The 13,608-nt window shown below is 74.5% G+C and carries 10 protein-coding genes and 1 pseudogene; 3 read left to right on the top strand and 8 right to left on the bottom strand.

Annotated features, from left to right (window positions below):
* Positions 1-25: 25 nt before the first annotated feature.
* From ACFWU6_RS22110 to ACFWU6_RS22090, 5 genes are all read right to left on the bottom strand, one after another.
* Positions 26-1,441 (bottom strand): phytoene desaturase family protein, encoded by a 1,416-nt coding sequence (locus ACFWU6_RS22110; RefSeq protein WP_383982616.1) that lies wholly within the window; start codon positions 1,439-1,441, stop codon positions 26-28.
* Positions 1,442-1,472: 31 nt separating this feature from the next.
* Positions 1,473-2,099, bottom strand: a complete 627-nt coding sequence (locus ACFWU6_RS22105) for a DUF4126 family protein (protein ID WP_383807559.1) — start codon at positions 2,097-2,099, stop codon at positions 1,473-1,475.
* Between the two features lie 110 nt (positions 2,100-2,209).
* Positions 2,210-2,611, bottom strand: a complete 402-nt coding sequence (locus tag ACFWU6_RS22100) for a DUF3040 domain-containing protein (protein ID WP_383807562.1) — start codon at positions 2,609-2,611, stop codon at positions 2,210-2,212.
* Positions 2,612-2,904: 293 nt separating this feature from the next.
* On the bottom strand, positions 2,905-3,663 hold the full coding sequence (locus tag ACFWU6_RS22095) for a methyltransferase domain-containing protein (RefSeq protein ID WP_383807565.1): 759 nt from the start codon (positions 3,661-3,663) through the stop codon (positions 2,905-2,907).
* A 74-nt stretch (positions 3,664-3,737) separates the two neighbouring features.
* A complete protein-coding gene (locus ACFWU6_RS22090; protein WP_383982613.1) occupies positions 3,738-4,220 on the bottom strand; it encodes an SAV_6107 family HEPN domain-containing protein in 483 nt (160 codons plus the stop codon).
* Between the two features lie 172 nt (positions 4,221-4,392).
* On the opposite strand from ACFWU6_RS22090, the pseudogene ACFWU6_RS22085 reads away from it, so the two are divergent.
* The 3 genes and pseudogenes from ACFWU6_RS22085 to ACFWU6_RS22075 form a co-directional block, all read left to right on the top strand.
* Positions 4,393-5,079, top strand: a pseudogene (locus ACFWU6_RS22085) (ATP-binding cassette domain-containing protein); the annotation flags it as partial.
* Positions 5,080-5,542: 463 nt separating this feature from the next.
* Positions 5,543-7,630, top strand: coding sequence for a YhgE/Pip family protein (locus ACFWU6_RS22080; RefSeq protein WP_383982610.1), 2,088 nt, complete (start codon positions 5,543-5,545; stop codon positions 7,628-7,630).
* Between the two features lie 44 nt (positions 7,631-7,674).
* Entirely contained in the window at positions 7,675-8,322 is a 648-nt protein-coding gene (locus ACFWU6_RS22075; protein ID WP_383807576.1) for a TetR/AcrR family transcriptional regulator, read from the top strand.
* Between the two features lie 441 nt (positions 8,323-8,763).
* Here the strand turns inward: ACFWU6_RS22075 and ACFWU6_RS22070 are convergent, their stop codons facing one another.
* Genes ACFWU6_RS22070 through ACFWU6_RS22060 form a run of 3 tightly spaced genes read right to left on the bottom strand, consistent with a single transcriptional unit; the run spans position 8,764 to position 13,582 of the window.
* Positions 8,764-11,190, bottom strand: coding sequence for a transglutaminaseTgpA domain-containing protein (locus ACFWU6_RS22070; protein ID WP_383982607.1), 2,427 nt, complete (start codon positions 11,188-11,190; stop codon positions 8,764-8,766).
* Entirely contained in the window at positions 11,187-12,572 is a 1,386-nt protein-coding gene (locus tag ACFWU6_RS22065) for a DUF58 domain-containing protein (RefSeq protein WP_383807582.1), read from the bottom strand. The genes ACFWU6_RS22070 and ACFWU6_RS22065 overlap by 4 nt, the downstream gene beginning before the upstream one ends.
* Positions 12,572-13,582, bottom strand: coding sequence for an AAA family ATPase (locus ACFWU6_RS22060; protein ID WP_383807585.1), 1,011 nt, complete (start codon positions 13,580-13,582; stop codon positions 12,572-12,574). The genes ACFWU6_RS22065 and ACFWU6_RS22060 overlap by 1 nt, the downstream gene beginning before the upstream one ends.
* Positions 13,583-13,608 lie beyond the last annotated feature (26 nt).

The raw sequence follows: 13,608 nt of genomic DNA, 5'->3' as shown, positions 1-13,608 counted from the left end.
GCGGCGGCCGGGCGCGCCGGGACGGTCACCGGGAGCCGCGGAAGTCCGCGCCCTCCACGATCAGCCCGGCCACCAGGGCCCCGGTCATCCCGGCGTGCGCCAGCCCGCCGCCCGGATGCGCCCAGCCGCCCGCCAGGTACAGCCCGGGCACGGACGTGGTGTTCGCCGGGTGGAGCAGCCGCCCGCCGGCCCCGGCCAGGGAGGGCGCAGGCACCGAGCCGCCCACGGCGCCGGTCGCCGCCTCGACGTCGGCGGGAGTCAGCGCCTCCTGCCACAGGAGCCGCTCCCGCAGCCCCGGCACGGCCTTCCCGGCCAGGTCGAGCAGCTCCTCGGCGCTCGGGGCCGCCCCGGCGCCCCCGGGGCCGCACACGGCGCTCACGGTGACCGCCTCGTGGTCCGCGTCGGGCCGGGTCGCCGGGTCGTCCGGGCGCAGCACGGTGGCCGACAGACCGGGGGAGTGCACGAGCGTGCGGTGGACCGCCCGCGCCGGGCGGGCGCCGCGGAGTGCGAGCAGCAGGGTCACCCGGCTGGGCGCGTCCGCCCCGCGGGCCGCAACCGCCTCCCGGGCCATCTCGGGCAGCAGCCTCGGGTCGATCCCGCAGACCACGAAGTCCGCCGGCGCCTCGCAGCCGTCCGCCAGCAGCAGCCCCGCCGCCCGGCCGTCGCGCACCAGGACCTCGCGGACCTCCGCCCCGAAGAGGAAATCCACCTTCCGCTCGCGGCAGCGCTCATGGACGGCGGTCGCCAGCTCCCGCATCCCGCCCCGCACGTACCAGCTGCCGAAGGTCTGCTCCATGTACGGCAGCACCGCCGCCGAGGCCGGCGCCCGCCCGGGGTCGATGCCGTACGGGGCCACCAGGCCGGTCAGCAGCTCCCCGAGCCCGCCGCCGAGCTCCCGTGCGGCCACCTCGGCCAGGGTCGGCGGACGGCGGCGCAGCAGGCCGCTCCTGCGCACGGCGGGGTACGGATCGCTGCCCAGCGCCTCCCGGCCACCGCGCAGCGGCTCCTCCAGCAGGGGTCGGCGGGTGGCGTCCCAGGCGTCCCGGGCCCGGCCCAGCACGCCGTTCCAGCGCTTGCCCGCGCCCGTGCCGAAGGCCTCGTCGAGGGCGGCGGCGACCCCGCCGTGCGAGGCGGCCGGGAGGGTCACGTCGACGCCGAGGTGCGGGAGCACGTGCCGGACGGCCGGGTCCGCCCGCACCATGTCGACACGGCTCTCCAGCGGCTGCCTGCCGGTCTTCACGAACAGGTCGCGGTATACGGCGGGCAGGTGCAGCAGGCCGGGGCCGGTGTCGAAGGCGAACCCCTCGCGCTCGTACCGCCCGACGGCTCCGCCGTAGGTGGTCCCGCGTTCGTACACCGTCACCCGGTGCCCCGCCACGGCCAGCCGGGCCGCTGTCGCCATCGCGCCCATGCCGGCGCCGATCACCGCAATTCGTGCCATGCGGCCGAGCCTACCGAGGGCGGCCGACGGCTCAGTGGGGTGGTGCGCCGGTGTGCGCGCGGGCCTCGGCGGCGAGCCGCCTCTCCTCGCGGCGCTGGGCGAGGCGGCGCAGGAACCGGCGGATGCGGCTCCACAGGAAGACCAGTATGGCGAGGCCGGCCGCCAGCAGGACGGCGGCGATGACCGCGGCGGCCTGCGGGTTGAACATCGCGAAGGTGACGAGGGCGGCCACACCGAGGTCCTCGGCGGTGCTGACCACGATGTTGGAGAACGGCTCGGGCGAGGTGTTGATCGCCATCCGGGTGCCGGCCTTGACGAAATGGCTGGCCAGGGCCGTGGTGCCGCCGACCGCACCGGCGGCGATGTCGGAGAGCGAACCGCTCTGCCCGGCCAGCAGCGCACCCACCACCCCGCCCGCGACGGGGCGGATCACGGTGTGGGCGGCGTCCCAGACGGTGTCCACGTACGGGATCTTGTCGGCGACGGCCTCGCACAGGAAGAGCACCGCCGCGACGATCAGCACGTCCGTGCGCTGCAGCGACGCGGGGACCTCGTCGGTCAGGCCGGTCGCGCCGAAGACGCCGAGCAGGAGGACCACGGCATAGGCGTTGATCCCGCTGGCCCAGCCGCTGGTGAAGACCAGGGGGAGCACACTCACCGGGTCATCATGCCGCACGGAGCGGACCGGGGCGGGCCGGCGGCGGAACAGCGGCGCAACAGTGAGGGGACGGCCGCCCGGCGGCCGTCCCCTCACTCACGTTGACGGGGCTACTGCCCCTGCTCGTCACGGCGGCGCTGCCACCGCTCCTCGATGCGGGTCATCATCGACCGACGCTGCCGGTTCTGGCCGTGGGCCGAACCGCCGGTACTGCCGGAGACGGGCTGCTCGCCGGGCTTGGGTGCCTTGCGCCAACCGGTGACCACGAGGACCGTGCAGGCCAGCATGACGAGGAATCCCACCACGCTGATCCAGAGCACGTCCTGCCAGATCACACCGGTCATGAGGAGCGCGATACCCACCACAATGCCTGCGACTGCCTGGTAGACCCGTCGCCGGGTATACGTACGCAGTCCGCTTCCCTCAAGCGCTGTCGCGAACTTGGGATCTTCGGCGTACAGCGCTCGCTCCATCTGCTCGAGCATGCGCTGCTCGTGCTCCGAGAGCGGCACGGGAGTCCTCCTCATCCGTCGGTCGCGGGGGTGGCGACCAGGGGTCCCCTTCAGGATAGGCGGGGAATCGCCCCCGTGATACCCGCCCTCTATGCCACGTTCTTAAAAAGCACTGCCTGAAAAAAAGCACTGCCACCACAAGCACTGCACGAAACCGTATGTCGCGCGAGCGGTCGTCGAGGCGGTTATTCCCCTGCGGCCCGTCCGGCATGCCGGTCACTGCACCCGATCATACGGGGCCGACCGCCGAATCGGAGGGCGAGTGGCCCACTCCACCCCCGGAAGAGCGCAGATCAGACCTGCTTCTCGCCCAGCACGTGCAATTGCGTGGCGACCGCGTGGAAGGCGGGCAGCTCCGCGGCGGCCTCCTCCAGACGCAGCAGCGCCTCCACCGCGCCCGGTTCGGTGTCCACCAGGACGCCCGGGACGAGGTCGGCGAAGATCCGCACGCCGTGCACCGCGCCGACCGCGAGGCCGGCCCCGGAGACCAGCCCGGACAGCTGCTCGGCGGTGAAGCGGCGCGGCACGGGATCGCCCGCGCCCCAGCGGCCCGCCGGGTCGGTGAGCGCGGTGCGGGCCTCGGTGAAGTGCCCGGCCAGCGCGCGGGCGAGCACGGCACCGCCGATTCCGGCACCGAGGAGGCTCAGGACGCCTCCGGTGCGCAGGGCGGCGACCGCGTTGGCCACGCCCTCGGCCGGGTCGTCCACGTACTCCAGCACGCCGTGGCACAGCACCGCGTCGTAGGCGTCGCGCTCCACCACGTCCAGCAGGCCCTGGGCGTCCCCCTGGACCCCGCGCACCAGATCCGCGACGCCGGCCTCGGCCACCCGGCGCTCCAGCCCGAACAGTGCGTTGGGACTGGGGTCGACCACGGTGACCCGGTGGCCCAGGCGGGCCACCGGCACGGCGAACTTGCCGGTGCCGCCACCGGTGTCGAGCACGTCCAGCACATCCCGCCCGGTCGCCTTGGCTCGGCGGTCGAGGGCCTCCTTGAGGACCTCCCACACCACGGCGGTGCGGAGGGAGGCACGGGGGCGGGAAGTGTCCGACACGGCTGATGGCTCCTCGGCGCGGTAAGGGACGAGCGGTCAGTGCCCCACCCTATGGCCTTCCACAGCCGGGCAGGTCATCCCGCGTCCGGACGCTCCGGGCGCGGCTGGGGCAGGGGCTGCTGCGGCGGCTGGACGCCGAGGATCCGCTCCACCAGTCGCAGGAACATCGAGGCCGCGCGCACCAGGTCGTCCGCGTCCCGGGGACCGGCCGCGCCCGCTATCCCCGCCTCGGCGCGCGCCCGGCGCGCCGCTCCCGAGGCGAACAGCGCGCTCCACTCGGCCAGCTCCGGAGCTATCTCCGGGAGCACCTCCCAGGCGCTGCGGATGCGGGGCCGCCGCCGCGGGCCCACGGGCTCGGGCCGCCCGCGCGCCGCGAGAACGGCCGCGGCGGTGCGCAGGGCGGCGAGGTGGGCGGTGGCGTACCGATCGTTGGGCAGGGGGAGCAGGACGGCCTCGCCCAGACCGCTGCGGGCCTTGGCGAGCAGATCGAGGGCGGCCGGTGGGGCCGTCGACTTGCGCAGGACGGGGTGGACAGGGGACGGGGACGGTGTGGCCATGACGAACCTCCTGTCGATGCGTTCCCACCATCGTGACGGGCCCCACTGACAATCGGCCTGACCTGGGACTTTTCGGTTGTCAGGGCGGTAACTGCCCCCCGCTGCGCACCTGGTGCGGCCGAAGCTGGTAGTTTTTGAACTGACCGGTCAGTCTAAAAGAAGGGGGGACGGCGTGGACAGCCCGCACGGCGCAGCCGTCAAGGCCGAGGACTTCGGACTCAAGGGACCGCGCGGCTGGGCCTTCCGGGGCGTCGGCGTCGACGCGGCGCCCGGCTCGCTCATCGCGGTCGAGGGCCCCTCGGGAGCCGGACGGACCAGCCTGCTCCTCGCGCTCACCGGACGGATGAAGGCCACCGAGGGCCACGCCGACATCGGCGGGCACCGGCTGCCGAAGAAGATGGCCGCGGTCCGCCGGATCGCCGCCCTCGGCCCCGTCCCCGGGGTCAACGACCTCGACCAGGCCCTCACGGTCGCCGAGCAGTTGCGCGAGGGCGCCCTGCTCCAGCGCCACTACGGCGGCCCGGTCCGCGCGCTGCTGCGGCCCCGTGCCGAGCGCCGTGCCGAGGCCCGCGCGCGCATCGACGCGGCCCTCGCCGCCGCCGGGCTGGACCTGGCGGAGCTGCCCAAGGGCCCGCGGACCTCCGTACGGGACCTGGAACGCCTGGAGTACGTACGGCTGTCCGTGGCGATCGCGCTGCTGGGCTCCCCGCGGCTGCTGGCGCTGGACGACCTGGACCTGAAGCTCTCGGACGCCGAACGGTCCGAGGCCTGGACCCTGCTCCGCTCGGTCGCGGCCGGCGGGACCACCGTCCTGGCGGTGTGCAGCGAGGCCCCGGACGACGCCGTGGTCCTGCGGACCGGCGCGCAGGAGCCGGACGCACCGCAGCCGAGGCCATCGGACGCGCCCGCCGCGCCCGCCGCGCCCGCCGCGCCCGCCGCGCCCGCTCCCGCGCGCCGGGGCCGGGGTGCCGCCGACGCCGCCAAGGTCACGTGGGGGGTTCCCGCGGAGAGCGGTCCGGCCCCCGACGAAGACAGCGGCGCCGACACCGGGACGAAGCCCCAGGCCAAGCCCGAGCCCGAGGCCGAGCCCAAGGCCAAGCCCGAGCCCCAGGCCAAGCCCGAGCCCGAGGCCAAGCCCGAGCCCGAGGCCAAGGCCAAGCCGGAGGCCGAGCCCAAGGTCAAGCCCGAGGCCAAGGCCAAACCCGAGCCCGCGGCCGACACCGAATCCGGAGCCGACACCGGCACCGGCCCCGGCACTGGGAACGACACCGCGAACGACACCGACACCGACACCGAGAACGACGACACGAAGGGGGCGGACGATGCGCTCGCCGAAGCTGGCCGCGCTTGAGCTGAAGCGGTTCGGGCGGGGGAAGCTGCCCCGAGCCGCCCTCGTCGCGCTGCTCCTGCTGCCGCTGCTCTACGGAGCCCTGTACCTCTGGTCCTTCTGGGACCCGTACAGCCGCCTCGACAAGGTGCCCGTCGCCCTCGTCAACTCCGACCAGGGCACCACCGTGGACGGCAAGCGACTCGACGCCGGTGACGAGATCACCAGGAAGCTCCACGACAGCAAGACCTTCGACTGGCGCGAGGTCAGCCCCGAGGAGGCCGCGAAGGGGCTGGAGGACGGGACGTACTACCTGTCCCTCACCATGCCCGCCGACTTCAGCGCGAAGATCGCCTCCAGCTCCGGCGAGGACCCCACCACCGGCGCCCTCCAGGTCCGCACCAACGACGCCAACAACTACATCGTCGGCTCGATCTCCCGCACCGTCTTCTCCGAGGTCCGCTCCGCGGCGTCCGCCAACGCCTCCCGCGGCTTCCTCGACAAGATCTTCGTCTCCTTCTCCGACCTGCACGACAAGACCGCCGAGGCCGCCGACGGAGCCGACAAGCTCAAGGACGGCGCCGGCAAGGCGAAGGAGGGCGCCAAGGAGCTCGCCGACGGCCTCGACACGGCCAAGGAGAAGACCGGCGAGCTGACCGGGGGCCTGCAGAAGCTGAACTCGGCCGCCGCCAAGCTGGAGGCCGGCAGCAAGGAAGTCGCCGACGGCACCCAGGCCGCCGCCGACAAGGTCAACGGCGCCGCGGACAAGGCCAAGCCCTTCCTCAAGGACCCCAAGCAGCTCGCGGCCACCGCCGAGCTGGTCGCCGACACCGCGAGCACGGTCAACAACCACTTCGACAAGATCGTCGAGAAGGCGCCCGCCGCCGCCACCCGCACCAAGCAGGCCGCGACCCTCGCGGACGGCTACTACACCAAGCGCTGCCTCACGCCGGGCGTCGACCCGCTCCTGGCCTCCTGCGACGAGCTGAAGAAGGTCAAGGAGACCACGGCCGAGGCCGCCGAGCTGTCCGGGGACGTCAACACCCTGGTCAAGGGCGCCAACGGCGACATCGCCACCCTCAAGAAGCACCTGACCGACCTGGAGAGGGAGGCCCGCGACGTCGCCGCGAAGGCCCCCGCCCTCTCCGCCGACCTCGACGCCGCCGTCACCAAGGTCAACGCCCTCAACAAGGGCGCCCACCAGGTCGCCACCGGCATGGCCCAGCTGCACACCGGCATCGGCACCGCCCAGACCGGCTCGGGCGCCATCAACGCCGGCGTCGGCAAGCTCGGCGACGGCGCCCACAGCCTGGACGGCGGCATGTTCAAGCTCGTCGACGGCAGCGGCCAGCTCGCCGGCGGCCTGCACGACGGCGTCGGCAAGATCCCCGACTACGACCAGCAGCAGCGCGACGCCCGCACCCAGGTCATGGCCGACCCGGTCCAGCTCGCCAACCAGTCCCTGCACAAGGCGCCCAACTACGGCACCGGCTTCGCCCCCTACTTCATCCCGCTCTCCCTCTGGGTCGGCGCGATGGTCGCCTACATGCTCATCGCCCCGATGAACCGGCGGGCCCTGTCCGCGGGAGCCTCGCCCTGGCGGATCGCCCTCGCGGGCTGGCTGCCCGTGGCGGGCCTGGGCGCCGCGCAGGTGGGCCTGCTGATGTCCGTGCTCCACTGGGGCCTCGGCCTGGAGATGGAGCGCCCGGCGCTCACCATCGGCTTCCTGTTCCTGGTCACGGGCTGCTTCGCGGCCATCGTCCAGTGGCTCAACGCCAAGTTCGGCGCCGCCGGACGCATCCTGGTCCTCGCCGTCCTGATGCTCCAGCTGACCTCGGCGGGCGGTACGTACCCCGTTCAGACCAGCCCGGGGTTCTTCAACGCGATCCACCCCTTCCTGCCGATGTCCTACGTCGTCGAGAGCCTGCGCCGGCTCATCACCGGCGGGGACCTGGCCCCCGTATGGCAGGGCTGCGCGGTCCTTACGGCCTTCACGGTGGGGGCACTGGCCCTGACCGCGCTCGCCGCGCGCGGCAAGCAGGTGTGGACCATGGACCGGCTGCACCCGGAACTGAGCCTTTAGGACCGAGCCCGATGGGGATGTGGTGACCTGTGAGAATCAGCGCTATGGAAAGCAGCAGCGCCGGTACCGGCTCCGGCGGTACGGCCACGGTCGGCGGCCGACGTCAGGCCACCCGACAGAAACTCTACGAAGCAGCCGTCACCCTCATCGCCGAGAAGGGCTTCTCGGCCACCACGGTCGAGGAGATCGCCGAGCGGGCGGGCGTCGCCAAGGGCACGGTCTACTACAACTTCGCCAGCAAGAACGACCTGTTCGAGGAGTTGCTGCGACACGGGGTCGGGCTGCTGACGGTCTCGCTGCGGACCGCGGCGGAGGAGACCGAGGCGCGCGGCGGGACCCGCGTCGAGGCGCTCGACGCGATGATCAGGGCGGGGCTCGTCTTCATCGACCGGTACCCGGCCTTCACCCAGCTGTACGTCGCCGAGCTGTGGCGCACCAACCGGACCTGGCAGTCCACGCTGATGGTGGTCCGCCAGGAGGCGGTCGCCGTCGTGGAGACCGTGCTGCGCGAGGGCGTCGAACGCGGCGAGCTGAGCGGCGAGATCGACGTCCCGCTGACCGCGGCCGCCATGGTCGGGATGGTGCTGGTGGCGGCTCTGGACTGGCAGTCCTTCCAGCGGGAGCGGTCGCTGGACGACGTCCACTCGGCCCTGTCCCTGCTGCTGCGGGGCCGGGTGAGCGGCAACCGCTAGGCCTCCCTTCCGGATCTCTCCCCTCCGGGCACCCGGCGGGCGTCCCGCCCCCCGGTCGGCGGTGCCGCGCGGGACCGGCAGGCCGTAGAACTGGTGGGGCCGGCCGCGCCGACTGAGTATCCGTACCCAGACGCGGAGATGAGTACGTGCGCGGATGGGCCCCCGCCTGTGCGGACGCCAGAATGGGGGCAGCGGACAGGAGACCCGGTCCGCACCGCGGACACGGGGCCGCGGAGCGGACCGGGTACCTCCTCCGTGACCGGGAGGGGGGACGGGGGCCCGGTGCGGTGGTACGCGGACGCGGCGGTGCTCGGGGGGATCGAGCGCCGCCGCGTCCGCGCGTCCCGACGGGCGGTCAGGCCGCCGGCGCACGGGACCCACCTGACGAACCCGGCGCGCCGCCCCGCGCGTCACCCGGCGCGCCGCCCCGGGTGCGGCGTCTCAGCCGCGGCCCCGCAGGGGGAGCCGCAGGCGTACGGCGGCCAGCCGGGCCGAGACCGCCGAGGCCAGCGCCGCCCAGCGGGCGGACACCGCCCAGAAGACCCGTGCCGCCGAACGGGGCAGGAGCAGCGCCCGCAGCCGGTTCCCGCGGCCGGTCCCGGCCAGCAGGCCCGTACGGGCCAGCAGCACGTCGGCGGCCAGCGCGGGATACGCGGACCCCGCGCCCGGCGGCGCGTACAGCTCGCGTTCCACCGCACCCGCCACCCGGTGGACCGCGGCGGCGGCCTCCGCCCCCAGGCGGCCCAGCCGCACGATCCGGCCCGCCGCCCGGCGCGGGGACAGGGCCTCGTCCGGGGCCACGCCCACGTCCCAGGCCGTGTCGCCCAGCTCCCGCCAGGCCGCCCGCACCTCTGCGGCTCCGAGCCGGCGGGCCCGCAGCCGGGTCCGCCACCACAGGGGGAGCAGCGGCAGGCCCGCCACCGCCACCGCCGCCGCGCCCCAGCCGAGCACCGCCAGAGGGGAGGGGCCGGAGCCGCCCGGGGAGCTCTGCGGGACCGCGGGTCCGCCGCACTCGCCGAGCCTCTTCATGTCCGGGGGGCAGTCGTCCGTCAGGGACGGCGCCGCCGACGGCTGCGTCGCGCCCTGCGAGGGCAGCGGCGCGGGCGCCGACGGCTGGACCACCGGCGCCTGCTCGCGGGAGTAGTCCGGAACCGAGATGCCCGAGCGGGGCGTCGGCTCGAAACGGGTCCAGCCCACACCCTCGAAGTACAGCTCCGGCCAGGCGTGGGCGTCCCGCATGGACACGTTCACGCTGCCGTCCGACTGCTTCTCGCCGGGCGTGAAGCCCACCGCCACCCGCGCCGGAATGCCGAGCGAGCGCGACATCGCCGCCATGGAGAAGGCGAAGTGGACGCAGAAGCCCTCCTTCTCGGCCAGGAAGCGGGCCACCGCCTGCGGGCCCGTCCCCGACGCCGTCTTCGTGTTGTAGCGGAAGCCGCCGCTCACGGCGAAGTAGTCCTGCAGCTTCACCGCCCGCGCGTAGTCGTCCCGCGCACCCTGCGTGACCTCGCGGGCGGTCTCCCCGACCACCCCGGGCAGGTTGTCCGGGAGCTTCGTGTACTCGGCGCGGACGGCCGGGTGGGGACTCGGGGCGTCCCGCAGCTGCTGGGCCGTCGGCTGGAGCAGCAGGCTGCGCACGGTGTACTGCGCCCCCTGGACGTTCTGGAAGCGGTCCTTGCCGAGCTGGTCGCCGACCAGCGTCCGGCCGGCCGGCTCGAACCGCCACCTGCCGCCGATCTCGACCGCGCTCGCCGGATACGGCATGGGCAGGTAGCGCTGGCTGTAGCCCTCGGCCGCCGACAGGCTCGTCCGCACCTCCTGGGCGCTGCGGCGGACCTCCTCGCCGAGGCCCGGGGGGCTCGGCAGCCGCTCCGGCACGTCGGTCAGCGTCCGGCCCGAGGCCTCCCACTTGATCCCGTTGAACTCGTCCAGCGCCAGGATCCGCAGGTACTGGTCGCCCTGCTGCGGGCTGTCCGTCCGGTACTTCAGGACCACTCGGTTGTCCGGCGCGTTCAGGCTGTTCTGGAGGGAGACCAGCGGGTTGACCGCCGAGATCGTCCCGCCCGTACCGCTGCCGCCGCCGTCGCCCCCGCCGCTCGCGCCCACCAGCCCGCCGCCGAGCGCGGGCAGCAGCGCGGGCACCGCCAGCGCCAGGCCCAGGGCCATCGCACCCAGTCGCCGCCCGGTCCGCACCGGGGCCGTCGCCCGGCCGCCGCCGGGTCCGGCGGCGAGGCCCCCGGCCGCGGCGGTGTCGGCCCGGCCGCGCGGGGCGCCGCCGAAGACCCGGCCCCACTGGGCCAGCCGGTCACGGCCCTCGGCCAGCAGCATCATCAGGTACCCGCCGCCCGCCAGCAGGAAGGAGACCCAGGAGGCCCCGCCGCCGCCCGACAGCCCGGCGGCCACCGAGTACAGCGCGAGCAGCGGCAGCCCGGCCGCGGCCGCCGTGCGCACGGTCACCGCCAGCAGGTCCACCAGCAGCCCGATCAGCAGCACCCCCGACACCAGCAGCAGCCGGATGCCGTCGGTCAGCGGGGCCGGGGTCGCGAACTCGCCCACGTCCCGTACGCCCTGCCGGAACAGCGCGCCGAAGTCCGACAGCAGGTAGTCCACCGCTCCGGACCCGACGGCGCCGGACTTGCCGCCGAAGAGGAAGACGAGCAGCAGCAGCGACACGAGCAGTTGCGCGGCCACGGTCAGCGACCGGGCCAGCGGCACCCGCCGGGCCCCGGCCCCCACGGCGCTCTGCACGCCCAGCAGGAGCGCGGCCTGGAGCAGCCAGACCTGCGACTCCACCAGCGGGGCCAGCGCCCACGAGGTGAGCAGCGTCGCCAGTGCCGCGAACAGCGTCAGTCTCGCGCGCCCGCTCATCCCCGACCTCCGGTGCCGCCCGTGCCGGCCGCGGTGGTCCCGGCCTGTCTCCACAACTCGCCGAAGGCCGCCCCGGGCGGGACGGCCAGGGCCGTCCAGCCCCCGTCGCGCAGCGTGCGCAACCGCTCCTCCACCGGGGGGAGGGCGGATCCCTGCGCCGGCCGGCCCGCCCAGGTGGCGGAGTCCAGTACGAAGGCCACCGCACCACCGGTGCGCTGGCGCATCCGGGCGGCCAGGTCCGTCTGTACGTCGTCCAGGTCCCCGAGGAAGGCGACGAGCAGCCCGTCGGTCTCGGCCCCGCCGAAGCCGCTGCCGCCGCGCAGTGCCCCGTGGGCCCGCGAGAGCCCGGCGCCGTCGGAGTGCCCGACGACGGCGAGGGTGTCCATCATCAGCCCGGCGGCCGTCGCGGAGTCGTGTCCCCCGGAGGAGAAGCCGCCGCCCTCGCCGGGCACCGAGTCCCCGGTGTCCGTGAGCAGCCGTACCGAGAAGCCCTGCTCCACGAGGTGCACCAGGGTCGAGGCGGCCCCGGACACCGCCCACTCGAAGGCCGAGTCGGGGCCGGCGCCCTCGAAGGCCGCGCGCCGGGTGTCCAGCAGGACGGTCGCCCGGCTGCGCTGCGGCTGCTCCTCCCGGCGCACCATCAGCTCGCCGTAGCGGGCGGTGGAGCGCCAGTGGACCCGGCGCAGGTCGTCGCCGCGCCGGTAGCCGCGCGGGATCACGTCGTCCTCGCCGGCCAGGGCCAGGGAGCGGCGGCTGCCGTCGCCGTAGCCCGATGCCGCTCCGGAGAGGCGCACCGGCGGCAGCGGCTCGGTGCGCGGGACGACCGTGAGCGTGTCGTAGGCGGAGAACGAGCGGGTCAGCTCGACCAGCCCGAAGGGGTCGGCCAGCCGCAGTTGGAGCGGACCCAGCGGATAGCGGCCGCGCAGGTCGGAGCGGACCCGGTAGGACACCTCGCGGCGTCCGCCGGGCTCGACCCGGTCCAGTACGAACCGGGGGCGGGGGCCCAGTACGTAGGGCACCCGGTCCTGGAGCATGAGCAGGCCGGTGGGGAGCCGCGAGACGTTGTCCATGCGCAGCTGCACCCGGGCCTCGGAGCCCGCGGAGACCCGCACCGGGGTCAGCCGGCGGCTGCCGGAGACCCGGTAGCGGGTGCGGTGCAGGGCGAGGACGCAGATCAGCGGCAGCACGGCGAGGAGCAGGCCGACACGCAGCAGCTCGCTCTGGCCCAGGACGTACGCGCAGGCGGCGGCGGCGATCCCGGCGGCCAGGAACGAGCGGCCGCGCGTGGTCAGCCCGGACAGCGAGCCGCGCAGCCCGCCGGCGCCGGCGCCGTGGCCGTCCTCGTCCCGGCCCCCGGCGCCGCGCGGGGCACCGGCGTCCATCAGAAGCTCCGGATGCCCGCGCCGGGCGGCATCTCGCCGCGGGCGTGTGCGGCCGGGACGGGGGTGCGCTGGAGGATGTCGTGGACGACCTGCTCGGCGCTGCGCCGGTTCAGCTGGGCCTGCGCGGTGGGCAGCAGCCGGTGCGCGAGGACGGGGCCGGCCAGCGCCTGGACGTCGTCGGGCAGGACGTACTCCCGGCCGGAGAGTGCGGCGGAGGCCTTCACGGCGCGCAGCAGGTGCAGGGTGGCACGGGGAGAGGCGCCCAAGCGCAGGTCGGGGTGGCTGCGGGTGGCGGAGACCAGGTCGACCACGTAGCGCCGGACCGGCTCGGCCACGTAGACGTCGCGGACGGCCTCGATCAGCTTGACGATGTCGTGGGCGTGCGCGACGGCCGTCAGGTCGTCGAGCGGGGAGAGCCCGCCGTGCACGTCGAGCATCTGCAGCTCCGCCTCGGGGCTGGGGTAGCCGACGGAGACGCGGGCCATGAAGCGGTCGCGCTGCGCCTCGGGGAGGGGGTAGGTGCCCTCCATCTCCACCGGGTTCTGGGTGGCGACCACCATGAAGGGGCTCGGCAGCGTGTAGGTGGTGCCGTCGATGGTGACCTGGCGCTCCTCCATCGACTCCAGCAGCGCCGACTGGGTCTTGGGGGAGGCGCGGTTGATCTCGTCGCCGATGACGATCTGGGCGAAGATCGCGCCGGGCTTGAACTCGAACTCCCGGCGCTGCTGGTCGTAGATGCTCACGCCGGTGATGTCCGAGGGCAGCAGGTCCGGGGTGAACTGGATGCGCTGCACCGAGCAGTCGATGGACTTGGCGAGGGTCTTGGCGAGCATGGTCTTGCCGACGCCGGGGACGTCCTCGATCAGCAGGTGCCCCTCGGCGAGCAGGACGGTCAGCGCCAGGCGCACGACCTCCGGCTTGCCCTCGATCACGCTCTCGACCGACTGGCGCACCCGCTCCGCCGTGCTGGTCAGATCCGCGAGGCTCGCTCGGTCGTCATACGTCGTCACCTGGTTCTCCTCGGCCCTTTCCCAGG

Source organism: Streptomyces sp. NPDC058674 (genome assembly GCF_042716505.1).
Classification (GTDB): Bacteria; Actinomycetota; Actinomycetes; order Streptomycetales; family Streptomycetaceae; genus Streptomyces.
This window is presented reverse-complemented; position numbering and strand designations above follow the sequence as displayed.

Coding starts and splice junctions, on each gene's coding strand:
- ACFWU6_RS22110 (WP_383982616.1), bottom strand. CDS start 1,441: ATGGCACGAATTGCGGTGATCGGCGCCGGCATGGGCGCGATGGCGACA.
- ACFWU6_RS22090 (WP_383982613.1), bottom strand. CDS start 4,220: ATGGCCACACCGTCCCCGTCCCCTGTCCACCCCGTCCTGCGCAAGTCG.
- ACFWU6_RS22080 (WP_383982610.1), top strand. CDS start 5,543: ATGCGCTCGCCGAAGCTGGCCGCGCTTGAGCTGAAGCGGTTCGGGCGG.
- ACFWU6_RS22075 (WP_383807576.1), top strand. CDS start 7,675: ATGGAAAGCAGCAGCGCCGGTACCGGCTCCGGCGGTACGGCCACGGTC.
- ACFWU6_RS22070 (WP_383982607.1), bottom strand. CDS start 11,190: ATGAGCGGGCGCGCGAGACTGACGCTGTTCGCGGCACTGGCGACGCTG.
- ACFWU6_RS22065 (WP_383807582.1), bottom strand. CDS start 12,572: ATGGACGCCGGTGCCCCGCGCGGCGCCGGGGGCCGGGACGAGGACGGC.